Raw genomic sequence first — 23,753 nt, 5'->3', positions numbered from 1 at the left:
ATGAAGATTTGCTTCCTTGTCGGGTCGATGACGATCAGCGGAGGAACGTACGTAATTGTCCAGCATGCCAGCTATCTGCGCGACAACGGTTACGACGTTACGCTCGCGGTGCAGGAGCCATTCACCGCAGCGACGCTAGCGTGGCACAACGAAGCCAGCCGGCTGCATTGCATCCCGATCGAGGACGCGAAGAGCGAGCGCTATGACCTCGTGATCGCGACGTGGTGGAAGACCGCTCTCGAGCTGCCGGCATTCAATGCAAGTCGCTACGCCTATTTCGTACAGTCAATCGAATCGCGCTTCTATCCGGAAGTCGAGGTGCCGCTGCGCGCGCTCGTCGATGCGACCTATCGGCTGCCGGTCCGTTACATCACCGAGGCCACGTGGATTCAGGAGTATCTGAAAACGTCCTATGGTCAGGATGCGGCACTAGTGAAGAACGGCATCCGCAAGGACGTGTACGACACGGTCGGACCGACGATAGCGCCGAGAGATCCGAAACGTCCGCGCGTACTCGTGGAAGGTCATTTCGGCGTCTCGTTCAAGAACACCGCTTTGGCGATTCGGCTCGCGCGCGAAGCGGGCGCGCGCGATATCTGGCTGCTGACCGGCTCGCCGGTGCAGTGGGTACCCGGCGTGTCGAAGGTATTTTCCCGCGTGCCAATGGTGAAGACGGCGGAAATTTACCGGTCGTGCGACATTCTGCTGAAGCTGAGCACGGTGGAAGGCATGTTCGGTCCGCCGCTCGAGATTTTCCACTGCGGCGGCACGTCGATTGTCTTCGACGTCACGGGGCACGACGAATACATCGTCGACGGGGAGAACGCGCGCGTCATTTCCGCGCGAAATCTCGACGGCGTCGTGGCCGCGATCCGCGAATTGCTGAGCGATTCCAGCGAGTTGTCGCGACTGAAGGAAGGCGCGCTGCGTACTGCGCAGAACTGGCCGTCCTGGAGCAAGTCGTCCGCACAGTTCGCGGACTGGGTGCGCTCGTGCCTCGAAGAACCTGCAGTGTCGCGCGAAACCTGCGCGGCCATGGTCGCGGAAGCGTGGAGCAATTACGGACGGGACGAGAAGCTCCGGCTCGCGAACATTTCGTCGACTGTCCGCCGTCAAAAATTGCGGGCGCTTGCTGGCAAGCTCCCGGCTGAATGGGCACGCCGCCTGAAGCAGTTCGAAGCGGTGAGCGAGGTGTTCATCGGCAAACGCAAGGCCTACTGATGTACAAGCTAAGAACCATCGACGTTTGGGATACGCTACTGAGGCGGAATTGCCATCCGGAATTCGCGAAACTGGCCACGGCCCTGAATGCTTTTCTGGATCCGCACCTCGGTATTTCAAGACGATTTAAGAGCGTGTGGGACGTTTACCGCCTTCGCGTCGAGCAGGAGATGGAACTCGCCGATGCCGCGCGTGCCGCGGGCCGCGACAACGAGTACGAAATCGTCGACGTCCTGACCCATTGGCTGCGCAAACTCGTCGATCGACATATCGACGCCGAGGTGCCGGCGAAGCTTGCCGACTTCGAAGTGAATTTCGAGTTGCGGCACACCTATCCGGATCCGACGATCAGGCAGGTCGTGGAGCAACATCCGGCCGAGAAGACGCTCTTTCTCTCCGACTTTTACATGTCTGCGGAGCGCTTGCGCACGCTGCTCAAGGGCCACGGCATCGACGCGTTCGTCCCTAACGGAATCAGCTCCTGCGATATCGGCGTGAACAAGCGGTCGGGAAAATTGTTCGGCCATGTCCAGGCGCTGTATCAGACTACGCCGCCGGAGCATGTTCACATCGGAGACAACGCGGTTGCCGACGTCGAAGTGCCTCGCGCGCTCGGCGTGAATGTCGTCCACTTTGTGCCGGAAGCCGAGCATGCGAAACGCGTGGATCGCGAGTCGCTTTTCGCGGATCGTGCAGCGCTGTTCCGGCGTATCGACGCAGAGGTGCTCGCGGATCTGGGCGAGTGCTCCGCTGAACGCCTCTCGGCGCGCGAAGCCGCGCTACGCGCGGGTGCGCACGCGGCTCCGCTCGTCGTCGGCTTTTGCCTCGACATCGCGGAACGCGCGCTGGCCGAAGGTCTCGAACACGTGTACTTCTTTTCCCGTGAGGGCGAGTTCTTTCTGCGCGTGTGGAACGAACTCTTTCCTCGCGGGGAGTATGCCGGTCATGTTTTGCCGAAGGCATCGGTGCTCGAGGTCAGCCGCCTTGCAACGTTTTGCGCTTCGCTGAGGGAAGTCACACCTTCGGAAATGCGTCGTCTGTGGAATCTCTATTCCACGCACTCGCTGGCCGCGCTGCTCAGATCGATGGGCATGGACCCCGAGCCGTTTTCGGAAACATGTGCGAAGTATCAGTTGTCCTTGACCGACGAGATCAGGCATCCCTGGAAGGACGAACGAATCATCCGTCTGTTCGCCGATCCGGATTTTTCTTCGCGGATCGAAGAGCGAATTCGCGCCGACCGGGCGCTCCTGCTGGCTTACCTCGCGTCGCAAGGGCTGGGCGACGAGGCGCGCGTGGTGGGCGTCGTCGACATTGGCTGGCGCGGAACGATTCAGGACAATCTCGCCTGGCTGCTTCCCGCGGTGCAGTTCCGCGGTCACTATCTGGGCTTGCAGCGTTATCTGAACGAACAGCCGTCGAACGTCAGCAAGCGGGCATTCGGGCCGAACGCCAACGAAGCGTCGGGAGATCCGTCGCTGCTCGATGCCGTCGCGCCCATCGAGATGCTGTTCAGTTCGTCCGCGGGTTCGGTTTCGGGATATCGTGCGTGTCCCGATAGTGGCGACATTACCGTGATTCGCGCGGACGCCGATTTCGCGCATGCATTGAGTAAGGAGTTCGTCGAAGGCTTCCAGGCCGGCTTCTTGCGTGGCACGCGTGCGTGGGCGCGCTACGTCGAAATGTGCGCGATTACAGCCGACGAACTCAGAACGCCGGCGCGCAAGATTTGGGCGAATGTCCTCGCGAATCCACTCGACGATTTTGTCGCGGCTTATAGCGCGCTCAATCAGAACGACGTGTTCGGAGCGGGCCAGTTCGTCGACAAATCCGTGGTTCCGGGTATCCGGAAGCTGTTCAAGGGTCTCGTGTCGCCACGGGCCCGTCGCGAAGTCGTTATGTACATTCGCCAGAACCAATGGGCGGCTGGCATTCAGGCGCGCCGCGATCTGAGACTTGTGCATCGGACCATGCTGATGCTGGTCATGAGGTTGGCGCAAGGGTACAAGAGATGGATGTACATGAGGCGTGACAGGAGTCTGACGGCGCGCTCTTAAAGGCATTGGCGGCGCACGATTGTCGAGTCAGTTGCAATGTCTTCCTCGCCACCACGAAGTTCTCAAGAAACAACGCACTACATCTCGCGATAGGGTGCGTTGTTTTGCATTCGGGCAGAGGTTTTTGCGCATTCGGCGGCAGCACCGCGCCGCCTTGACAACCGCATCCCCCACATGCTCCAATCCCCGCACATTCTGAATTGGGTCGACGCCCAAGCCAACCTGCCTCCCGGGCAAGGTGGATCGCGAAAGCGGATGTGGCTCCGGAGCGAGCAACCAAACGGATAGCGCGTCGACCCTCCTTGAACGGAGGGTTTTTTGTTGACTGACTCAGACATTCCCCGCGAGACGATCCAGGCCTATCTGGAGACGTGCTACCGTGTTCACGGCGACACGCCCACGACATTAAAGATCGGCGAGACCAGCCCAACGCTGGCGACGCTGCATAAAGCTCATCACACCGACTGCAGTGCATTCATCACCGCGTGCAATCCCTTCAGCCAGAATGCCAGCGATGAGTTCAATGCCGCCAAACAACAGGCGCTGGCCAATGAGCTCAAGGAACTTGGCCTGACTTTTGTCGACGGCATCGGTCAACACCCATCGAACAGTTGGCCGGGCGAAACGAGTTTCCTCGTATTGGGACTCGCACTTGAGGCCGCAAAGACACTCGGCACGCGATACGGTCAGAACGCCATCGTCTGGTCAGGCGCCGACGCGAAACCTCAGCTTGTCCTGCTGCGATGAATCGTCGTTGATTTAATTCGGCTGATTCGCCAGCCGGATTCCTTCTCGCACACATCCTGGTCGAGCGCCGCCCATACAAGCTCGGCGCTCAACCAGAGAAAACTCAGAACTTATCCCACCCATCATCCGCGCTGACCGCTGCCGTCGCCAATGCGGCAACCGGCGCGGCCGTCGCGCGCACAGTACGCCGCACAGGCACGACATGCAGCTCGCGCCGCGGCGCCTCCTTTTGCAGCGGACCAGCAGAAACAATTCCCGCACGATCACCACTCAAAATCTGAAAGAACGCCACAGCCTCATTCAATTGCTGCCCCTGATCTTCCATCGACCGCGAAGCCGCCGCCGCTTCTTCCACCAAAGCGGCATTCTGTTGCGTGACGTTATCCATCTGCGTGATCGCAAGATTGACCTGCTCGATGCCACGGCTTTGTTCACTCGATGCCGCCGCGATCTCCGACATGATGTCCGTCACCCGCGCCACCGCCTGGGTGACGTCGGCCATCGTCTTGCCCGCTTCGCCCGCGAGCGCCGAGCCGTCGCGGATCTTGTCCACGGAGGTGGCAATCAGATCCTTGATCTCCTTCGCCGCGCTCGATGAGCGCTGCGCCAGGCTTCTGACTTCGCTCGCCACCACCGCGAAACCCCGGCCCTGCTCACCGGCGCGCGCGGCTTCGACGGCCGCGTTGAGCGCGAGAATGTTGGTCTGAAACGCAATGCCTTCGATGATGCCCGTGATGTCCGCGATCTTGGTCGAGCTCTCGCTGATGTCGTGCATCGTGCTCACTACCTGGCCGACCACCTCGCTGCCTTTCTGCGCGACCGACGAAGCATTCGCGGCCAGCATGCTGCCTTGCTGCGCATTGTCGGCGTTCTGCTTCACCGTGGACGTGAGTTCCTCCATGCTCGACGCCGTTTCCTGCAGCGAGGCCGCTTGCTGTTCGGTGCGCTGGCTCAGATCCATATTGCCCGCGGCGATCTCGCGCGCCGCGCCGGCGATGCTCGTACTGCTGTCGCGCACGCGTCCGACGATCTTCGTCAGCCGTTCGTTCATCTCGCGCAAGGCGCCCAGCAGCTTGCTGGTTTCATCGCTGCCGTCGACGGTGATGCGCGTGCGCAAATCGCCTTCCGACACGGTGCGCGCGACGTCGATCGCCTGGCGCAGCGGTCCGGTCACCGCGCGCGTGATCAGCACGCATGCGCCGATCGCGAGCGCCACCGCGATCAGGCTGATCGCGATCAGCAGGTTGCGCTGGTTCTCGTAGTGCGCCGCGTATTCGTTGATGATCTGTTCCTGGCGGCCATGCGTGTAGTCGGCATACGCGTTGGTCGCGCGAATCAGCGCGGCGAGCAACGGCCGGCATTGATCGTCCATCTTGACGATCGCATCGTCGCGTTTGTTGGCCAGCGCGAGATTGACGATGTCGGTGGCGACCGGTCCGTACAACGCCTCCACCCGGTTGATCTCGGCGACGAGACTGCGCGCTTTCTCCGACGTGTCGGTTGCGGTCGCGATCATGTCGTTGAGTTTTTTCAGATCGGTTTGCACATCTTCGTGCGCGCGCAGCACATCGGCTTTCTCCAGGTCGAGATCCTGAGGTTTGGTCACGAGCACGAGGTTGCGCGCGGCGATGGCCCGGCGGTCGACGGCGGTTCGCACCTGCACCGCCATGTCCGCGCGTGCGTTGATGCCGTGCACGAACCCGGAAAATCCATCGGTCGAGTCGCTAAGTGCCTTCAGGGAAAGCCCGGAAACCGCGACGACGATAAGAGACAGCATGCCAAAACCGGCAATGAGTTTTGCTTTGATGGTGAGGTGCTTCAGTGTCACGATTTTTTTCTCCAATAACGAAACGTGGATGCGTTCGCAATGGACTCTCAGGTCCGGGCATGGGAGCGTCTATATGACCGCCATCCATCGCGGCGGGTCGCGCGGTCTATCCCTTCGGTGTCTCACGTCGATGCATCAATGAAAGCGCCTCGGCGTGAGACACAAAATGGGTATCCCATTTACCGGATATCGGTCCGCGCGCTCGAGTACTTAAGGGCAGATCGGGTATATCTCTAAAAGGTTTGCCCGCGATGACCGAAGAAAGTTGGATTTCGTGACAAATGAATATATTTTGGCGCGTGATGAAAGCATCTTCTTGAGCGCGATGGGAAATGAGCTTGAACAGGTGGCCGTTCATGTATATGATTGAGCAATCACTCATTTATTGTCCGTAGCAGAAACCGAATCCGCATGGCCCGTCCCAAGAGCGAAGACAAACGTAACGCCATCCTGGCTGCAGCCGCCGAGGTCATCGCCGAGCAAGGGCTCGGCGCGCCCACCTCGCGCATCGCCAAGGTGGCAGGCGTGGCGGAAGGCACGCTGTTCACGTATTTCGACAACAAAGACGACTTGCTGAACGTCCTGTATCTCGACATCAAGGCCGAACTGCGCGAAGTGATGGTGGAGGGCTATCCGAAGCACGCCACCGTGCGCGAACGGGCGCAGCACGTGTGGAACAAGTTCGTCGACTGGGGCGTCGCGCAGCCGAACAAGCGCCGCGCCATGGCGCAACTGGCCGTGTCCGAGCGATTGACCGACCACACGCGGGCGACGGGCATGCAATCGTTCGCCGACATCAACGCCATGATTCAGGCAAGCGTGGCGAGTGGCGCGTTGCGGGATCATCCGCCGGCTTTTCTGTCGGCGATCATGGGCGCTTTGGCGGAAACGACCATGGACTTCATCGCTCGGGAACCGGCTGAGGCCGAGCGTTATCGCCAGGCGGGCTTCGACGCGTTCTGGAATGCGATCGCCCACCATTGAGTTTTTTTGTCGTATTAATGAGTGATTACTTGCTCAACCAATTTCAAGGAATGCAATATGGCTAAGGTCTGGTTGGTTACCGGCAGTGCCCGTGGACTTGGGCGCGAGATTGTCGAAGCAGCTTTGCAGGCAGGCGAGCAGGTCGTCGCGACGGCGCGCGATCCGCGTCGGTTGGTGGATCTGACTGCGCGTTACGGCGAGCGGGTCCGCGCGGTCGCGCTCGATGTCACGGATTCGCAGGCGTCGCGCCAAGCCGTGCAAGCCGCCGTCGACGCGTTCGGCCGGCTGGACGTGGTGGTCAACAATGCGGGCTTCGGTCACCTGGTGCCGTTCGAGCAAAGCTCCGAGGACGATTTCCGGGCGCAGATCGACACCAACTTCTACGGCGTCGTCAACGTGACGCGCGCGGCGTTGCCGGTGCTGCGACAGCAGCGCGCCGGGCACATCATCCAGATTTCCTCGGTGGGCGGGCGCGTGGGGATTGCCGGCTTGAGCGCTTACCAGGCGGCCAAGTGGGCGGTGGGCGGCTTTACCGAGGTGATCCGCCAGGAACTCGCGCCGTTCGGCGTTCACGTCACCGCGCTCGAACCAGGTGGCATGAAAACGGAGTGGGGCAATGAGGCGGCCGGCGCCACGCCGGAATTGTGGCCGGATTACGTGCCGTCGGTGGGCGCCGTCGTCGATATGCTGTCGCAGTACATCGGCCACGAAGCCAGCGATCCGGCGAAGGTCGCGCAAGTGGTGCTCAAGCTCGCTTACCACGATGCTTTGCCGGCGCACCTTTTGTTGGGCACCGACGCATTGCACTACTGTGGAGAAGGCGAGAAGGCGCGCGCCGCTGACGCACAAGCGTGGCGTGCCGTCAGCGAGTCGACGGATTTCTCCGCGCCGTCGCCGCTGCCGACGTTTCCGGCCGCATCGGCGAAAGCTTGAGCGGCCAGCACGCGGCGCTCGACGTGGGCGATATCCGAAGCACTGACTAACACGCGCTGGGCGGGCGTGACCATGGAGCATGCATCATGAAGGTTCTCATTTTTGGCGCGACCGGCATGGTCGGGCAGGGCGTGTTGCGCGAGTGTCTGCGCGCACCCGATGTCGAAGCGGTCCGGACGGTCGGCCGCACTCGCACCGGCCAGCTCGATCCACGGCTCATCGAAGTGATTCAGCCCGACTTGATGGACTATCGCGCGGTGGAAGCGCAGCTCACGGGTTTCGACGCGTGTTTCTTCTGTCTGGGCGTGTCGTCGGTGGGAATGCAGGAGGCGGAGTATTCGCGCCTCACCTACGACCTCACGTTGACGGCGGCGCAGACGCTCGTCCGTCTCAATCCGCAGATGACCTTCGTCTACGTGTCCGGTGCGAGCACCGACAGCACGGAGCAAGGCCGCAGCATGTGGGCACGCGTCAAGGGCAAGACTGAGAATGCCTTGCAGCGGTTGCCGTTCAAGGGCGTCTACCTGTTCCGTCCGGGCGTGATTCAACCGCTGAACGGCGCGCGCTCCAAGACCCGCTCGTACCAGCTGTTCTACACGCTGGCCCGGCCTTTCCTGTCGACGCTGCGCGCGCTTTTCCCCAACCAGATTCTGAGCACCGAAGACATCGGCCTCGCCATGCTGGCGGTCGCCCGCCATGGCGCCGACAAGGCGGTGCTCGAGACCGCCGATATTCGCGCGTTGAGCCGGTCAGCAGCCGGGCCTATGCTCGATCTGCACACCGGCTGAGCACGGGCAAGCCGTGTCAATCTAGCCCACCTCGAACAAAAACCTGTCTTTTCGCTGATTCGGCGCGGCACATCGTCTGGTACGCTACCGGTTCACGGTACGCGCCGGTCCGGACGCGGCCCTCTTCTTCACGCGCGTAGGTCAGCGCATGTTCGAAAGAAAAGCCCATGGTGACGCGCCGACCGAACATCGTGATTGCGATCAGCATCGTGCTGGCCAGTGCGATCCTTGCGATTGCCGTGTGGGTGCTGGCGCAGATGCGCGACGACGCATTGCGGCGCGCCCAGGATTCGGTCTTCAACGTGTCGCTGCTGGTCGAGCGCGACGTGTCGCGCAATCTGGAGATTTACGATCTCTCGCTGCGCGCGGTGATCGACGGCCTGAAACAGCCCGGAGTACTCGACCTGGAGCCGGCCATCCGCCAGATGGTGTTGTTCGACGGCTCGGCAAGCGCCAAAGACATGGGCTCGATCCTCGTGACCGACGAGACCGGCAACGTCAAGTTCGACTCGCAAGCCTCGCCGCCGCGCCGCGTCAATCTCGCCGACCGCGACTACTTCAAGGTGCAGCGGGACTCGCCCAACGTCGGCCTGTACATCAGCCATCCGTTCATGCCGAAGATCAGCGGCAAGGAAGTCAGCATCGCGCTGAGCCGGCGTATCACGCGACCGGACGGCAGTTTCGGCGGCGTGGTGGCCGGCACCATGCGTCTCACCTATTTCCGCAGCCTGTTCGCCGGCATGAATCTCGGCGCCGGCGGGTCGATGGCGCTGATGCTGAGCGACGGCACGATGCTGATGCGGCGTCCTTACGATCCGAAAATCATCGGTATCAACCTCACTGGCACCGCCAATTACTCGCGCTTCACGCAGCAGCCGAGCGGGGACTTCTTCGGCACGGCGGCGATCGACGGCGTCGAGCGCTGGTACGCGTTCCGCCATATCGACATGTATCCGCTGATTCTCGACGTCGCGCTGTCCACACACGATATCTACGTGGAGTGGCGGCACCGCGCGTGGATCATCGGCTCGCTGATCGCCGCGCTCGACGTGACGATCATCGCGCTGGCCGTCCTGTTTTCGCATCAGTTGCGGCATCGCCGCGCGGCCGAAGAAGAGTTGCGCGTGCTGGCGCGCACCGACGGGCTGACCGGCCTGAACAATCGCCGCACCTTTGAGGAACACGCGGAAGAGGAGTGGCGCCGCGCGCAGCGCAACGCCTGGCCGCTGTCGATGCTGCTGATCGACGTCGACAGTTTCAAGGGCTTTAACGACCTGTACGGCCATTCCGCCGGCGACGACGCGCTCACCGGCGTGGCACGCTGCATCGCGCAGAGCGTGCGGCGTCCGGGCGATACGGCGGCGCGTTATGGCGGCGAAGAGTTCGCCGTGCTGCTGCCGGATACCGACGAAACCGGCGCAACCTTCATCGCCGAAAAGATTCGCGCCGCGGTGCAGGCGCTCCAGCTTCGCCACGTGGCGAGTTCGCATCATGTGCTGACGGTCAGCATCGGCATCGCCACCACGCGAGGCCAGGCATTCGCAACGAGCCGCGCCCTCCTGAATGCCGCCGACGACGCCCTGTACGAAGCCAAAGATGCGGGCCGCAACCGCGTGCTGTGCTATCGCACCATGACGCACGCGTCGCCCCGCGGCGGCGCCACGGTGGCGCCGGGAACCGAAGCGCGGAACTCCGTATGAGGGGCGCCGCATAAATTTACCCGGGTAATATATTGCATTTGAATTTAACCCGGATATAATTCGACAAATTCTTCTTCTGGAGTTTGTCATGACCGTCCATTCGCTCACCTGCACTGCCTTCGAAGGCCATCGCCGCATCGCGTCGGGCGCTTTGCCCGACGTGGCGCTCGCGGTAAGAGAAGTGCTCGCGCGCGGCGAACAGGCGCCGGTCCTGGTCTTCGACGACGTCACCACTCGGCCGGTCGAATTCGATCTGCGTGGCACGGCCGACGAGATCGTCGCACGACTGGCAAGCCAAAATGATGGCGCCGAAACCACTCACGCCACCGCCGACGCAGCGGAGGACGCTCCACGCGGTCGTGGCCGGCCCAAGCTCGGGGTGGTGGCGAGAGAAGTCACGTTGTTGCCGCGTCATTGGGATTGGCTAAACGGGCAGTCGGGCGGCGCTTCGGTCGCGTTGCGCAAACTGGTCGACGCGGCGCGCGCCGCGGGCGAGGACAAGGACCGCCAACGCGTGGCGCAGGAAGCTGTATACCGCTTCATGACCGCGTTGGCTGGCAATCTGCCGCGCTATGAAGATGCCACCCGCGCGCTGTATGCCGACGATCGCCCGCGTTTTGAAGAGATCGTCGCGGCGTGGCCGGACGACGTACGCGACTACACCTTGCGACTCGCGGACGCCGCTTTCGCGACGCACGCGTAAACGCAAGCGAGTGCCAGCACCTTTCGCCAACCGCGCAAACAACGGCTCGCACAGACGAAAAAAAACCGCTCACACCGGGGAAGCGTGAGCGGAAAAGTCGGAGAGTTACAACAACATCGCATGCGCTTACTCATGGGGGTCAACGCAGCAGAACAAGTCTAAGGGCTTGCCTCGCCCCCATACATCAGACGAATCCCAAACATATCGCCGATACGCCGGCCGCATGGCGTCTCGCGATTGAGCCACGTGCGCTAAGCATTGCTTACAACATCCTGTCCCGGTTATTCCTGACATTTATCGCATCAAGTCTGTGTGATGGCCGCCGTAAATGAGGTGGGAGCCGCTACGTATCCGGAAGATCGCGAAAGGTTTCGCGATGGCGTGGTGGCGCAAACGTCCCGTCGTGACTCATGAAGGATGGTGAAATGAAGTGGTTCGACCGCATGCCCGTGTTCAGAAAACTGCTGCTGGCGTTTGCCGTGGTGACTGGTTTTGGCGTCGTGATCGGCGCGACGTCGCTGAGTACGCTGTCGTCGATGCACGGCATTACCGACGCCATCTGCGATAAACACATGAACGGCCTGTACTGGATGGAAGAGGCGAACCGCCACAAGATCGATTCCGATCTGGCCGCCGCGAATCTCGGCTACGCCGCCGACGACGCCGGCCGTCAAAAGTTGAAGGACAGCATTGTCGGTTCGCTCAAGGAGATGCACGCCGCCTACGATCAGTATCGCGCGACGATCGAGACGAGCAAGGGCCAGGAAATGTTCGACGACGTGCTGCGCAAGTCGGCAGTGTGGGAAGGCATCGTGCATCAGCAGATCGGTCTCGAACCGGTTCCGGCGGGCGTCGACAACAACGAACTCGTGCGCCGCGCGATTGCATCGAGCGAGGCGCTGCGCGATCGCATCACGGCGCTAATCGACTATCGCCGCCAACAAGCCAACGAAGCGCAGCAGGAAGCGTCCACCGGCTATCAACATATGCGGATCGTCATGAGCGCGCTGGTGCTGGGCGCGATCGTCGCGGGCATGCTGCTCGCCACGGTGATCGCGCGCCGGCTGTCCGGGCAACTCGGCGGTGAACCGGATTACGCGATGCAGATCGCCAACCGCATCGCGGACGGCGACTTGAGCGTGCGCGTCGAAACCCGCGCGGGCGACTCTCACAGCTTGCTGTTCGCGTTGCGCAATATGCGTGAGCGGCTGGCGGGCATCGTGTCGGGCATCAGTGAATCGAGCGAATCGATCCTGATGGCGTCGGGCGAAATCGCGCAAGGCAATACCGATCTGTCGCAACGCACCGAAGAGCAAGCCGCCGCGCTGCAGGAGACTGCGTCGAGCATGCAGGAACTCACGTCGACGGTGAAGATGAACGCCGAGAACGCGCAGCAGGCGGGCGGTGTGGCGCACGGCGCGTCGGAAGTCGCGGCGCGCGGCAGCCATCTCGTCGGCGACGTGGTCGAAACGATGCGTGAGCTGGCGGCGGGCTCCAGGCGCATGACGGACATCATTGCGGTGATCGAAGGGATCGCGTTCCAGACCAACATTCTCGCGCTGAACGCGGCGGTGGAAGCGGCGCGTGCCGGCGAACAAGGTCGCGGCTTTGCGGTCGTGGCGGGCGAAGTGCGCTCGCTCGCGCAGCGCAGCGCGGTGTCGGCGAAGGAGATCAAGGAACTGATCGAAAGCTCGACGGCACGCGTGGGCAGCGGCGCTGAACTGGCCGAGCGGGCCGGGCAGACGATGGCCGAAGTCACGCACGCAGTGAAACGCGTGACCGACATCATGGGCGAGATTTCGTCGGCGTCGCAGGAACAAAGCACCGGCATCGAAGAAGTCAATCGCGCTGTCGCGCAGATGGACGACGTGACCCAGCAGAACGCGGCGCTGGTCGAGCAGGCGGCGGCCGCGGCGGCGTCGATGGCGGATCAGGCAAGGCAGTTGCAGGCGGCCGTCATGGTGTTTTCGCTGGAAGCGCGGCACGGCTGAGCGCCGCGCATTTCCCCGAGCTTGCCAGGCCCAATGGCACTCCGTACACTCGCGCCTAATTCCTGGGCGGCGCCTTGTTCCTGCGCCGCGCCACCATAAATAGCGCCGAACAGAGGAGAACCCCCGCCATGGCCGATTCCTACTTCCCCCGCTGGCGTCCCCAGTCCGCGGCCGCCGAGGGCCGCATCGTCGGCACCGACGAGCGGCTCGCGTGGCCGCAGATGTTCGCGATGGGCGTGCAACACGTCGTCGCGATGTTTGGCTCGACGGTACTCGCGCCGTTGCTGATGGGCTTCGATCCGAACCTGTGCATCTTCATGTCGGGCATCGGCACGTTGTTGTTCTTCGTGCTGGTGGGCGGCCGCGTGCCGAGCTATCTCGGCTCCAGCTTCGCGTTCATCGGTCTCGTGATCGCGGTGACGGGTTATGGCGGCCACGGCCCGAACATGAACATTCCGGTGGCGCTGGGCGGGATCATCGCGTGCGGAGTCGTGTACGCCCTCATCGGCCTGATCGTATCGGCGGTCGGCACCAAATGGATCGAGACGCTGATGCCGCCGGTGGTGACCGGCGCGATCGTCTGCGTGATCGGTTTGAATCTGGCGCCGATCGCGGTGCACGGCGTGAGCGGCAGCAACTTCGATTCGTGGATGGCGCTCGTCACCGTGCTGTGCGTCGGCGCGGTCGCGGTGTTCGCGCGCGGCATGCTGCAGCGTCTGCTGATTCTGGTCGGTCTGCTGATGGCGTACGTGATTTACGCGATCGTGACGAACGGTCTCGGCATGGGCAAGCCGATCGATTTCGCCATCGTCGCGAACGCCGCATGGTTCGGTATGCCGCATTTCACGGCGCCGGTGTTCAACGTGCAGGCGATGACCTTGCTCGCGCCGATCGCGGTGATTCTGGTGGCGGAGAACCTCGGGCATATCAAGGCGGTGAGCGCGATGACGGGCCAGAATCTGGACCGCTATGTCGGCCGTGCATTTCTCGGCGACGGACTCGCGACGATCGTGTCCGGCTTCGCCGGCGGCACCGGTGTCACGACGTATGCCGAGAACATCGGCGTGATGGCCGTGACGAAGATCTACTCGACGCTGGTGTTCGTGATCGCGGCGGTGATCGCGCTGGTGCTCGGTTTTTCGCCGAAGTTCGGCGCGGTGATCCAGACCATTCCGGGGCCGGTGCTGGGCGGCGTGTCGATCGTCGTGTTCGGGCTGATCGCCGTGACCGGCGCGCGCATCTGGGTCGTCAACAAGGTGGACTTCTCCGACAACCGCAATCTGATCGTAGCCGCGGTCACACTCGTACTCGGCGCAGGCGATTTCTCATTGAAGCTCGGCGGCTTCGGTCTGGGTGGCATCGGCACCGCGACGTTCGGCGCGATCATTCTCTACGCTCTACTGAGAAGAAAGCCGGCGCAAGGTCCGGTGGCGTGATTTTTCTCGCGCGCTGAATCACTCGTTTCTACAGGTTCGTCGGCGGCGCTGGCTTTTTTCTCTCGCACGTTGTCTCGCTCGAGGAAAAAACCTTCGCCGCCGGTATCGCAACTATTCAGCGCGAGCGCGCGTTACTTCCTTCGCGCTGTCAGCGCAGTCTCCGACAAATCCACTTCGCGCATCAGCTTGTTCAACGTTTCGTCGTTGATCTCCTGACTGCCGCGCAGCGCGAGCAGCGTCTTACGCTCGGCTCGCATGGCCGCGAGCCTCATCCTGAACTCCAGCGCATCGGCGCGGCGCGCCAGCTCGCGCGGTTCCTTTTCTTCATCGAGCGTGGCGAGGCGGCGCCGATAGAGGTCCATCACCCGCGCGGTGACATCCGCCGCATACGCCGAGGCCGACTCGTCCAGATTCGCGCACTCGGTGTCATGCACTTCGTCGACGGCGCGAATCGCGGCTTGCGCCGCCATCGTCCGTGCGAGCGCCTCCTCGGCGGCATGCGGATCCTTGCCGCGACGCCAGCCGCTCAGTAACAGGGGCAACGCCACCACACCAATCAGCAGCGAAAGCAGAATCACGCCCGACGCGATGAAAATCGCCAGATCGCGGCCCGGGAGCGGAGCGCCACCCGGCAACACCTCCGGCAGCGACAGCACGCCCGCAAGCGTCACGGCACCGCGCACGCCGGCCACCGTCGTCACTGCGGCCGTGCGCAAGCCTGGCACCGCATTCGCTACGCCTTGCCTGGCGGCGCTGCGGCTCGCGAACCAGCGCAGCAGCCACACCCACACGAAGCGCATCGCATAGAGGGCCGCCGCCACCGCGGCGATATAGCCGATCAGCAGCCAGACCTGCACGTTGCTGGTCTCGTGCGCGTCGAGCAAGGCCCGGCCGAGAATGTGCGGAAACTGCAGTCCCAGCAGAATGAACACCATGCCGTTGAAGACGAACTCGATCATCGTCCACGTGCTGTTGGCGCGCACCCGCGATGACGCCGGCCCGGCGTTCGCAATGGTCGAGTAGTTCATCATCATGCCGGCGGCGACCGCGGCCAGAATGCCCGACAATTCGAAACGCTCGGCGATCAGATAAGCGGCGAACGGAATCAGCAGTGTCATCACGACGCCAGGCGCCGGATCGCCTTCTTCCGTCAGATTCAGAAAGCGCGCCGACACGAAGCTGAACAGCCAGCTCACTGCCGCACCCGTCGCGAGGCCGCCCACGGCGATGATCACGAAACTGATCGACGCGTCGCGCAACGAAAACACGCCGGTCAGCGCCGCGGCAATCGCGAACTTCAATGCGACCAATCCCGACGCGTCGTTCATCAACGCCTCGCCTTCGAGGATATGCATGAGCCGCCCCGGAATCTTGCCCTTGCCGGCGATGCCGGACAGCGCCACCGCATCGGTCGGCGACAGCACAGCGGCAAGAGCGAACGCGACCGGCAGTGACATCGACGGCACCAGCGCATGCACGAAGTAGCCGACCACCAGCACCGTCATGAAGACGAGGCCGAGCGCGAGCATCAGGATCGAGCGGCGCGCCATGAAGAACTCGCGCTTCGGAATGCGCCATCCGTCCGCGAACAGCAGCGGCGGAATGAACAGCATCATGAAAATTTCCGGATCGAACGTGACGTGCAGCCCGAGCCTCGGCCATGCGAGCAATGCGCCGATCGCGATCTGCACGAGCGGCAGCGGCAAGGCGATCGGCAGAATGCGCGTGACGACCCCCGACGCGGTGACGGCGAGCAAAAGAATCAATACGGTAAAGACAATGTCCATCGGTCTATTTCTGGGGATATAACGGTGTTACGTCGGTGATCTTCGACGATGCGGCCACGCGTCGCTGACGAAGCGTAAGGCCGAAGTTTAGCCCGACGACGCGTTGCGCCCCGCCCAGCCCCGCATGAACGCGGCGAACCGGGCATATAAGTGCCTCGAAAGAATCGGCGCACCTTAACGGTGCGCGCCACGCCCACGGGCGGCGCATGCTCCCTTACACGGGTGCAATCTTTCGGACAAACTTCATTGGAATGTGCGTCAGCGTGCGCATGGAGCTTGCTTAAGGTATATCGATGACGCACATTTGAGAAACGGCGCCGAGGTTGTTCGCTTCCGCGTTCGGACCGGCCCGGCTCTCGCGTGAGAGGATTGCATGACGATTGCGCAACAGGAAAGGACGGCCAGCGCGCCGCATGGCTTCGGTGTCGAGATGACGTCGGGGCTCGAACGCTTTACGGTGCAGCATGGCGAACTCACGCTGAGCAGCGTGTTTCAACCGATTTTCAGCCTGTCGCATATGCGGGCGGTCGGTTACGAGGGGCTGCTGCGCGCGCACGATGCGCTCGACCGGCCGGTGTCGCCGCTCGACGTATTCGGCGAGGCCGCGCGCCTCGGCGATGTGCTGCAGGTCGACAAGCTGGCTCAGACCCTGCACCTGGAAAATTTCAAGATGCTCGGCGCCGAGCGCGAGTGGCTGTTCCTGAACGTGCATCCGGGAGCGCTCACCGATCCGTATCTCGCCGCCGCGTTGCTGGCCACGCTGAAGCGGCTCGATCTGCCGCCGCGGCGCATCGTGCTCGAAGTGCTCGAGCATCGCGCCGAAGATCTGGAGCGTCTCGCCGACGCCGTGCGCCAGTTTCGCGAACGCGGCTTCCTGATCGCACTCGACGATTTCGGCGCGGGGCACTCGAACGTCGAACGGATCTGGCAATTGAATCCCGACATCGTGAAGCTTGACCGCGTCATGCTGTCGCACGCCGCGCATCGCGCCGACATGGCGACGATTCTGCCGGGCCTCGTGGCCTTGCTGCACGAAGCGGGCAAGCTGGTGCTGGTCGAAGGCGTGGAGACGGAGCATGAGGCGCAGATGGCGCTCGCCTGCAATGCGGACTTCGTGCAGGGCTTTTTCTTCGGCCGTCCGAATCCCGGCGCGGCGGACGCGTTGCACGCGACCACATGCATCAGCGAACTCACCGAGCGTTATCGCGATCAGGCCGACGCCCGCGAGCGCCGCAATGCCAGCCGGCTCGTGCCGTACTTGCGGGCTTTCGAGCGGGCGGCGGAGCGGCTCGCGGCCGGCGAACCGCTCGAGGAAGTCTGCTGGAATTTTCTCGCGCTCGACCACGCCGCGCGCTGTTTCCTGCTCGACGCGAAGGGTAAGCAGGCGGGCCGTAACGTCGTGCTGCGCGCCGATCGCGCGGCGCATGAAACGCGCTTTCTGCCGCTTGCTGACGCGCAAGGGGCGAACTGGCTGCGTCGTCCGTATTTCCGCGATGCGATCAATGCGCCGGAGCGCGTGCATGTGACGCGGCCGTACCTGTCGATCAACGAGGCGTTGCCGTGCGTGACGCTTTCGGTGGCGACGCGCGTGGGTGAGCAGACTTGCGTGCTGTGCGGCGATATCGATTGGGTGGACGAAGAGCAGTTCTGAGATCATGTCGTTTTAACGACATTCAGCCGCGCTTATGTCCGTCCTTCTCGAAGTCATTGCCACAACCGTTGCCGACGCGCGCCTTGCCGCGCAAGCCGGCGCTGACCGGCTCGAACTTGTCACCGCGATGGGCGAGGGCGGCCTGACGCCTAGCCTCGGCCTGATCGAAGCGGTGGTGGCGGCGGTCGAGATTCCCGTGAACGTGATCGTGCGGCCGCATAGCCGTTCGTTCGTGTACGACGCCGACGACTATGCGGTGATGCTGCGCGACGTGCGGGCAGTGAAAGCGGCGGGCGCGAATGGCGTGGTGATCGGCATGCTGAACACCGCCGGCGAGATCGACCGCGAAGGCCTCGCCCGTGCGATCGATGCGGCGGATGGACTGGCTATCACCTTCCATCGTGCGTTCGATGAAGCGCGTGATTTGCGCCGATCACTCGATGTGCTACTTGGTTTCGAGGCCGTGACGAATGTGTTGACCTCGGGTGGGCAACCTTCGGTATTGAATGCGGAGGCCACGATCCGCGAGCTGGTGCAGCAGGCGGACGGTTCACATTGCACGGTATTGGCCGGCGCGGGTTTGACGTTGAATGCCATCGCCGGTTTCGTGAGCAGGACACAGGTTGAAGCGGTGCATTTCGGCTCGGGCGTTCGGGTGGACAGCAACGGTCTCGCGCCGGTCGATCCGCAAAAGGTTGCGAAGGTCAGAGCATTGCTGGACGCATGACCCAATAGTTAAATCAACGAAGCAAAGAAAAATGCCGCGTCGAGATCGCTCTCGAAGCGGCATTTTTTCATCTGCGTCTACGTGACCCAAAAAACTACTTCGCCACGACCACCGGAATCCCGCGCAACTGCCCCGCGCCCTTCACCTCTTCCAGTGACTTCCGCACCGACTCACCGGTCGCCGCGTCGATCTGCAAACGTGTGGCCAGATCGCGCTCACCACGCTTCACGCCCGCCAGATTCGCGAGTTTCACGTGACCATAACCGCGCACGCGAGCGTGCAGGTCGGCGAGTTTCGCCACGTCTTCCAGATTGCCGGCATCGAGCTTCGCGAGCGCACGCTGCAACGTGGTTTCGTAATCGCCCGCGAGTTCGCGCTCCATCTTGCGTTCCAGCGTGCGGCCGAACGGATCGAGCATCGTGCCGCGCAGGCTGCTGAATTTCGCCAGCGTGCCGAGCACCGGCCACATCCATTGACCGAAGGTTTTTTTAGAAGGATTCTTGCCCGGTTCCGGACGCGTGAGCGTCGGTGGCGCGAGATTGAACTTGATGCCGAAGTCCTTGCCGGCCACGCCTTCGAATTGCGCTTCCAGCGCTTCACGGAACGCGACATCCGAATGCAGGCGCGCCACTTCGTATTCGTCCTTCACTGCAAGCAGACGATAGAACGTGGTCGCCACGGCGCGCGTCACGCGCTCGCTCTTGGCGTCCACCGCGGATTCCGCGCGGCGTGCCGCGTCGACCAGCGCGCGATAACGCTTCACATAGCTCGCGCCGCCGTAAGTCTGCAGACGTCCTTCGCGATGCGCGATCAGTTCGTCGAGCGTATCGACGCGCACGCTTTGCTTCGCCAGATGCCGTGCTTGCCACAGCGATTCGAGCGCGGCGGGATCTTCGGCGGCGAGGCGGCCGATCGAAAACGCCAACTGATTCATCTGCACCGCGACGTTGTTCAATTCGATCGCGCGCATCATCGCGCCGAACGACACGGGCACGAGACCCAGTTGCCAGGCATAACCGAGCATCAGAATATTCGCCCCAATGGTGTCGCCGAGAAAACGCGTCGCGAGCGCCTGGGCGTCGCACGTCGACATGCGCTCCGGGCCGGCCGCGTGACGCATCTTGTCGAGCAGCGCGTCGGCATGCAGCGTTGCGTCCGGATTCGTCACGAACGTGGCGTTCGGAATAGCATGCGTGTTCACGACGATGCGCGTGCGGCCATGACGCACCGTTTGCAGCGCATCGGCACTGGCGCCAACCACCATGTCGCAGGCGAGCAGCACGTCGGCCTGTTGCGTGTCGATGCGCACCTGGTTGAGCCACTCGTCGCGCGCGGCGAAGCGCACGAACGACAGCACCGAGCCGCCCTTTTGCGCGAAGCCCATGAAATCGAGCACCGACGCGCTCTTGCCTTCGAGATGCGCCGCCATGCTGATCAATGCGCCCACCGTCACGACGCCCGTGCCGCCGACGCCCGTCACCAGAATGTCGTACGGCGCGGCGTCGAGATGCGTTGCGGGAATCGGCAAGGCGTCGACGCGCGCGGCGAGTGCCGCCGGATCGAAGGCGGCGCCCGCGGCTTTCTTCAGCTTGCCGCCTTCCACCGTGACGAAGCTCGGGCAGAAGCCGTTCACGCACGAGTAGTCTTTGTTGCACGACGATTGATCGATGCGGCGCTTTCGGCCCAATGCCGTTTCAACCGGTTCCACTGACAGGCAATTCGACTGCACGCCGCAATCGCCGCAGCCTTCGCAGACTTCCTCGTTGATGAAGAGGCGCTTGTCCGGATCGGGAAATTCGCCTTTTTTCCGGCGCCGGCGTTTTTCCGCCGCGCAGGTTTGGTCATAGATCAGCACGGTCACACCGTCGGTGTCGCGCAGTTGGCGCTGCACGGTATCCATCTCGCTGCGATGGTGAAACGTGGTGCCCTTCGGGAACTGGTCGTGATGGCCGTCGTATTTCTCCGGCTCGTCGCTGACCACGACGAAGCGCGACACGCCTTCGGCTTCCACCTGACGCGCGATCTGCGGCACCGAGATGCTGCCGTCCACTGGCTGGCCGCCCGTCATCGCGACGGCGTCGTTATAGAGAATCTTGTACGTGATGGTGGTTTTCGCGGCCACGGCCTGACGGATCGCCAGAATGCCCGAGTGGAAGTAGGTGCCGTCGCCGAGATTCTGGAACACGTGGCGCGTTTTCGTGAACATCGAATGCGAGGCCCAGTCAACGCCTTCACCGCCCATCTGGATGAGACCGGTCGTGTCGCGCTCCATCCACGACGCCATGAAGTGGCAGCCGATCCCCGCATGCGCGATCGATCCTTCCGGCACTTTGGTGGAAGTGTTGTGCGGGCAACCCGAGCAGAAGTACGGCGTGCGCTTCACGCTGTCCGCGGCATTCGAGAGAATTTGCGGCGCGACCAGATCGACCACGCGTTCGCGGCGATCGAGCGCAGGCTTGTGCTTCGCGAGCCAGTTGGCGAACACCGGCAGAATGCGCGACGGCCGCAATTCACCGAGCGACGACAGCAGCAGCGTGCCGTCTTCGGCGTTCTTGCCGACGACGATCGGCCGCGTGCCTTGCGTGCGGTTGTATAGATAGTCCTTGATCTGCTGTTCGATGACCGGGCCTTTCTCCTCGATCACCAGCACTTCGGACAAGCCGGAGACGAACGCGTCGATACGCGTCATCTCCAGCGGAAACGACAGGCCGACCTTGTAGATCCGCACGCCGGCCGCTTCCAGATCGGCAACCGTCAGATCGAGGCGGCGCAGCGTTTCCATCAGATCCAGATGCGCCTTGCCGCACGTCACGATCCCCACGTTCGCATGTGGGCTCGGCGCGATCCATTTGTCGATGCTGTTCACGCGCGCGAAGTGGCGCACGGCGTCGAGCTTCGCGTGCATCCGCGATTCGATCGTCAGGCTCGGCAGATCGGGCCAGCGGTTGTGCAGGCCGCCTGACGGTGCTTCGAAATCCTGCGGCGAGGCCCAGTCGGTGCGCAGCGCGTCGAGATCGACCGTCGAGCCGGATTCGACCGTTTCGGAGATCGCCTTGTAGCCGACCCACGCGCCCGAGAAGCGCGACAACTCCCAGCCGTACAAGCCGAACTCGAGCATGTCGGCGATGTTCGACGGATTCACGACCGGCATGTGCCAGGCCATCAACGCGAAGTCGCTCTGATGCGGCATCGACGACGACACGCAGCCGTGGTCGTCACCGGCCACCACCAGCACGCCGCCGTGCGGCGACGAACCGTAGGCGTTGCCGTGCTTCAGCGCATCGCCGGCACGGTCCACGCCCGGGCCCTTGCCGTACCACATCGCGAACACGCCCTCGACGGTGCGCTCCGGATCCGATTCCACCCGCTGCGTGCCGAGCACGGCGGTGCCGCCGAGTTCTTCGTTGATGGCGGGCAAGAAGCGAATATCACTCGCCGTGAGCAGTTTTTGCGCCTTCCACAACTGCTGGTCGACCATGCCGAGCGGCGAGCCGCGATAGCCGCTGATGAAGCCGGCGGTGTTCATGCCGCGCGCCTTATCGGCGGCGCGCTGCATGAGCGCGAGACGCACCAGCGCCTGCGTGCCGGTCAGGAAGATCCGGCCGCGCGTCGCGGTGAGGTTATCGGAAAGCTTGTAATCGGCCAGTGCGGGCGTGCCGTCGATGGGCAGGCGAGCGGTCATGGGTAGGTCTCCATTGTCGATCGGCGTTGGCGCTTCAACTGTTGATCAGAGTTCGCGCTTTAGCGCGCTACTCTGGTCCCATGCAAAGCACTTACTCCGATCCCATGCAACATAGTTGCGGTTTGGCATCCGCGCGCGGTGGTGGGGACCACGAAGGTGACGCAGCGAAAGAGACTCTATTTTTTAGCGCCGATTGGAGAGGATTTTTTCTACTTTGACCGGCCGTTCACGAATAGGCGAGAAGACCCGCGCGTTTTAATGAAATTTTGAGACGGATCTGCCACGCAGCGATGGCATTCGGGTAAGCCCTGGTGCGTTTCGGCGGTGAATCGAGAAGAAGGCGGCGCGATCGGCGGCACGCGCAAAGGAAGTGCGATGCACCGCGATTCAGGCGGCTTACGGCGCCGGCGCTACGGACTTGACGGGGCCAATGGGCGCCTCGTCGAGCGGCTCGATCTCGTCGAACCGCGCGTAGTCAATATGGCTCACGCCGTCTCGCTCGGTCATGATGTCCGCGAAACGGTAATGCCAGTAGATCTGGTCGCACGGCCACGTGTGACGCGCCTGCATGGTTTGCGAAGTCGATTCATCGACACCTTCCAGCGTCAGAATCAACATCGTGTCGCGGCGCTTGAGCGTTTCGGCCGTTTCGCCGAAGAGCGGGCTGTTTTCATCGACGATGTGCATCAGCGTCCAGCCCAGTTTGAACACCGGGTGTTGATCTCGCACCAGCGTCAGGTCGTAAAGTTTGCGCAGCGTATAGCCTTCGGCCGTGGTCTCCTGGCGCATGATGCGCAGATTGGCACGCGCCTCGGCGATCACGTTTTGACGCGCATTGGCCGAGCGCACCATCAGCGTCATGCGACCGTCGAGCGGCCGGATCACCGCATAACGCGTGAACATGATCTTGGCGTGCGGCCGCGAAAAGCGCGCGAAGATCAGCCCCGTCGCCAACGCGATCCCAGACATACCGATGAAAATTTCGAGCGTGGCGATCCAATGCGCGTAGACGGTTTGCGGATGCATATCGCCGTATCCGACCGTCGCAAGCGTTTCGACGCTGAAGAAAAACGCGCCGCCGAACCCTGCTGGAAACTGATTGGCGATCGGCGCATTGCCGAGCATATAGAGCGTGGCGAACGTCGTGTTGAGCAGCATGAACAGGACCGCGAGCGAGACGAAAAACGTCGGCCAGCGCACCACCAGAGCACGGTGGTAAAGATCCTGCCAGAGCGGCGTCGGCATGCCGTGCGCGATGATCACGCGATCGTCCAGACGCAATTCGCGGCTGCCGCGTGGGCGGCGCGCCGGTGCGCGCGCTTCGGTTTCGCCGAAGCCGGAAGGACGGTCTGACGGTTCAGTCGCCATCGCGGGCTCGTGGAAATGAAAACGGCCAAAGCGTAGCACGACGCTTTGCTCACGGAAGCTGATTTTCGGCGCGGTGCGCGGGCCCGTAAAAATGCGGCACAGCGGCACAGCGGCACAGCGGCACAGCGGCACAGCGGCACAGCGGCACAG

Annotated in this window: 16 protein-coding genes and 1 riboswitch; of the genes, 12 read left to right on the top strand and 4 right to left on the bottom strand. The window is 62.8% G+C overall.

Features of this window, described 5'->3' with window-relative positions; translation table 11 throughout:
• The 3 genes from PQR32_RS05870 (at position 1) to PQR32_RS05860 (ending at position 4,025) form a co-directional block, all read left to right on the top strand.
• Positions 1-1,221 carry a glycosyltransferase gene (locus tag PQR32_RS05870; protein ID WP_408223177.1) on the top strand — a complete coding sequence of 407 codons (1,221 nt, stop codon included), beginning with the start codon at positions 1-3 and terminating at the stop codon, positions 1,219-1,221.
• A gap of 170 nt (positions 1,222-1,391) precedes the next feature.
• The gene (locus tag PQR32_RS05865) at positions 1,392-3,278 is read left to right on the top strand and encodes a hypothetical protein (RefSeq protein ID WP_408223175.1); all 1,887 of its coding nucleotides are present in this window, start codon (positions 1,392-1,394) and stop codon (positions 3,276-3,278) included.
• 185 nt (positions 3,279-3,463) lie between these two features.
• Positions 3,464-3,568: riboswitch (SAM-I-IV-variant riboswitch) on the top strand.
• A 28-nt stretch (positions 3,569-3,596) separates the two neighbouring features.
• The gene (locus PQR32_RS05860; RefSeq protein ID WP_408223173.1) at positions 3,597-4,025 is read left to right on the top strand and encodes a DUF3293 domain-containing protein; all 429 of its coding nucleotides are present in this window, start codon (positions 3,597-3,599) and stop codon (positions 4,023-4,025) included.
• Positions 4,026-4,128: 103 nt separating this feature from the next.
• Here the strand turns inward: PQR32_RS05860 and PQR32_RS05855 are convergent, their stop codons facing one another.
• Positions 4,129-5,802: a methyl-accepting chemotaxis protein gene (locus PQR32_RS05855; protein WP_408223468.1), complete on the bottom strand. Its 1,674-nt coding sequence runs from the start codon at positions 5,800-5,802 to the stop codon at positions 4,129-4,131.
• Between the two features lie 462 nt (positions 5,803-6,264).
• Here PQR32_RS05855 and PQR32_RS05850 point away from each other — a divergent pair, with 462 nt between their 5' ends.
• The 7 genes from PQR32_RS05850 (at position 6,265) to PQR32_RS05820 (ending at position 14,388) form a co-directional block, all read left to right on the top strand.
• Complete coding sequence (locus PQR32_RS05850; RefSeq protein WP_408223171.1) at positions 6,265-6,837, top strand: TetR/AcrR family transcriptional regulator; 573 nt, start codon at positions 6,265-6,267, stop codon at positions 6,835-6,837.
• A 57-nt stretch (positions 6,838-6,894) separates the two neighbouring features.
• Positions 6,895-7,770, top strand: a complete 876-nt coding sequence (locus PQR32_RS05845; protein WP_408223169.1) for an SDR family NAD(P)-dependent oxidoreductase — start codon at positions 6,895-6,897, stop codon at positions 7,768-7,770.
• Positions 7,771-7,856: 86 nt separating this feature from the next.
• Complete coding sequence (locus PQR32_RS05840; protein WP_408223167.1) at positions 7,857-8,558, top strand: NAD(P)H-binding protein; 702 nt, start codon at positions 7,857-7,859, stop codon at positions 8,556-8,558.
• A 167-nt stretch (positions 8,559-8,725) separates the two neighbouring features.
• On the top strand, positions 8,726-10,258 hold the full coding sequence (locus PQR32_RS05835) for a sensor domain-containing diguanylate cyclase (RefSeq protein ID WP_408223165.1): 1,533 nt from the start codon (positions 8,726-8,728) through the stop codon (positions 10,256-10,258).
• An 88-nt stretch (positions 10,259-10,346) separates the two neighbouring features.
• Positions 10,347-10,961, top strand: coding sequence for a DUF2239 family protein (locus tag PQR32_RS05830; RefSeq protein ID WP_408223163.1), 615 nt, complete (start codon positions 10,347-10,349; stop codon positions 10,959-10,961).
• Positions 10,962-11,386: 425 nt separating this feature from the next.
• The gene (locus PQR32_RS05825; RefSeq protein ID WP_408223161.1) at positions 11,387-12,952 is read left to right on the top strand and encodes a methyl-accepting chemotaxis protein; all 1,566 of its coding nucleotides are present in this window, start codon (positions 11,387-11,389) and stop codon (positions 12,950-12,952) included.
• Positions 12,953-13,080: 128 nt separating this feature from the next.
• Positions 13,081-14,388: a solute carrier family 23 protein gene (locus tag PQR32_RS05820; RefSeq protein WP_408223159.1), complete on the top strand. Its 1,308-nt coding sequence runs from the start codon at positions 13,081-13,083 to the stop codon at positions 14,386-14,388.
• Between the two features lie 131 nt (positions 14,389-14,519).
• Here PQR32_RS05820 and PQR32_RS05815 read toward each other — a convergent pair whose 3' ends face one another.
• A complete protein-coding gene (locus PQR32_RS05815; protein WP_408223157.1) occupies positions 14,520-16,175 on the bottom strand; it encodes a Na+/H+ antiporter in 1,656 nt (551 codons plus the stop codon).
• 373 nt (positions 16,176-16,548) lie between these two features.
• Here PQR32_RS05815 and PQR32_RS05810 point away from each other — a divergent pair, with 373 nt between their 5' ends.
• Complete coding sequence (locus PQR32_RS05810; protein WP_408223155.1) at positions 16,549-17,826, top strand: sensor domain-containing phosphodiesterase; 1,278 nt, start codon at positions 16,549-16,551, stop codon at positions 17,824-17,826.
• 34 nt (positions 17,827-17,860) lie between these two features.
• Positions 17,861-18,553 (top strand): copper homeostasis protein CutC, encoded by a 693-nt coding sequence (locus PQR32_RS05805; protein WP_408223153.1) that lies wholly within the window; start codon positions 17,861-17,863, stop codon positions 18,551-18,553.
• A gap of 94 nt (positions 18,554-18,647) precedes the next feature.
• On the opposite strand, the gene PQR32_RS05800 is transcribed toward PQR32_RS05805, so the two are convergent.
• Positions 18,648-22,235 (bottom strand): indolepyruvate ferredoxin oxidoreductase family protein, encoded by a 3,588-nt coding sequence (locus PQR32_RS05800; protein WP_408223151.1) that lies wholly within the window; start codon positions 22,233-22,235, stop codon positions 18,648-18,650.
• A 396-nt stretch (positions 22,236-22,631) separates the two neighbouring features.
• Positions 22,632-23,603 carry an ion channel gene (locus tag PQR32_RS05795; protein WP_408223149.1) on the bottom strand — a complete coding sequence of 324 codons (972 nt, stop codon included), beginning with the start codon at positions 23,601-23,603 and terminating at the stop codon, positions 22,632-22,634.
• Between the last annotated feature and the right edge of the window lie 150 nt (positions 23,604-23,753).

The organism is Paraburkholderia dipogonis (assembly GCF_046027395.1).
Classification (GTDB): domain Bacteria; phylum Pseudomonadota; class Gammaproteobacteria; order Burkholderiales; family Burkholderiaceae; genus Paraburkholderia; species Paraburkholderia dipogonis_A.
Note: the sequence above shows the minus strand (reverse complement) of the source record. Positions and strands in the feature narration are given on the sequence as shown.

What these genes read in the sequence shown, in the direction of transcription:
- PQR32_RS05870 (WP_408223177.1), top strand. Translation starts at nt 1, where the DNA reads ATGAAGATTTGCTTCCTTGTCGGGTCGATGACGATCAGCGGAGGAACG.
- PQR32_RS05865 (WP_408223175.1), top strand. Translation starts at nt 1,392, where the DNA reads ATGGAACTCGCCGATGCCGCGCGTGCCGCGGGCCGCGACAACGAGTAC.
- PQR32_RS05855 (WP_408223468.1), bottom strand. Translation starts at nt 5,802, where the DNA reads ATGCTGTCTCTTATCGTCGTCGCGGTTTCCGGGCTTTCCCTGAAGGCA.
- PQR32_RS05850 (WP_408223171.1), top strand. Translation starts at nt 6,265, where the DNA reads ATGGCCCGTCCCAAGAGCGAAGACAAACGTAACGCCATCCTGGCTGCA.
- PQR32_RS05845 (WP_408223169.1), top strand. Translation starts at nt 6,895, where the DNA reads ATGGCTAAGGTCTGGTTGGTTACCGGCAGTGCCCGTGGACTTGGGCGC.
- PQR32_RS05840 (WP_408223167.1), top strand. Translation starts at nt 7,857, where the DNA reads ATGAAGGTTCTCATTTTTGGCGCGACCGGCATGGTCGGGCAGGGCGTG.
- PQR32_RS05835 (WP_408223165.1), top strand. Translation starts at nt 8,726, where the DNA reads ATGGTGACGCGCCGACCGAACATCGTGATTGCGATCAGCATCGTGCTG.
- PQR32_RS05830 (WP_408223163.1), top strand. Translation starts at nt 10,347, where the DNA reads ATGACCGTCCATTCGCTCACCTGCACTGCCTTCGAAGGCCATCGCCGC.
- PQR32_RS05825 (WP_408223161.1), top strand. Translation starts at nt 11,387, where the DNA reads ATGAAGTGGTTCGACCGCATGCCCGTGTTCAGAAAACTGCTGCTGGCG.
- PQR32_RS05820 (WP_408223159.1), top strand. Translation starts at nt 13,081, where the DNA reads ATGGCCGATTCCTACTTCCCCCGCTGGCGTCCCCAGTCCGCGGCCGCC.
- PQR32_RS05815 (WP_408223157.1), bottom strand. Translation starts at nt 16,175, where the DNA reads ATGGACATTGTCTTTACCGTATTGATTCTTTTGCTCGCCGTCACCGCG.
- PQR32_RS05810 (WP_408223155.1), top strand. Translation starts at nt 16,549, where the DNA reads ATGACGATTGCGCAACAGGAAAGGACGGCCAGCGCGCCGCATGGCTTC.
- PQR32_RS05805 (WP_408223153.1), top strand. Translation starts at nt 17,861, where the DNA reads ATGTCCGTCCTTCTCGAAGTCATTGCCACAACCGTTGCCGACGCGCGC.
- PQR32_RS05800 (WP_408223151.1), bottom strand. Translation starts at nt 22,235, where the DNA reads ATGACCGCTCGCCTGCCCATCGACGGCACGCCCGCACTGGCCGATTAC.
- PQR32_RS05795 (WP_408223149.1), bottom strand. Translation starts at nt 23,603, where the DNA reads ATGGCGACTGAACCGTCAGACCGTCCTTCCGGCTTCGGCGAAACCGAA.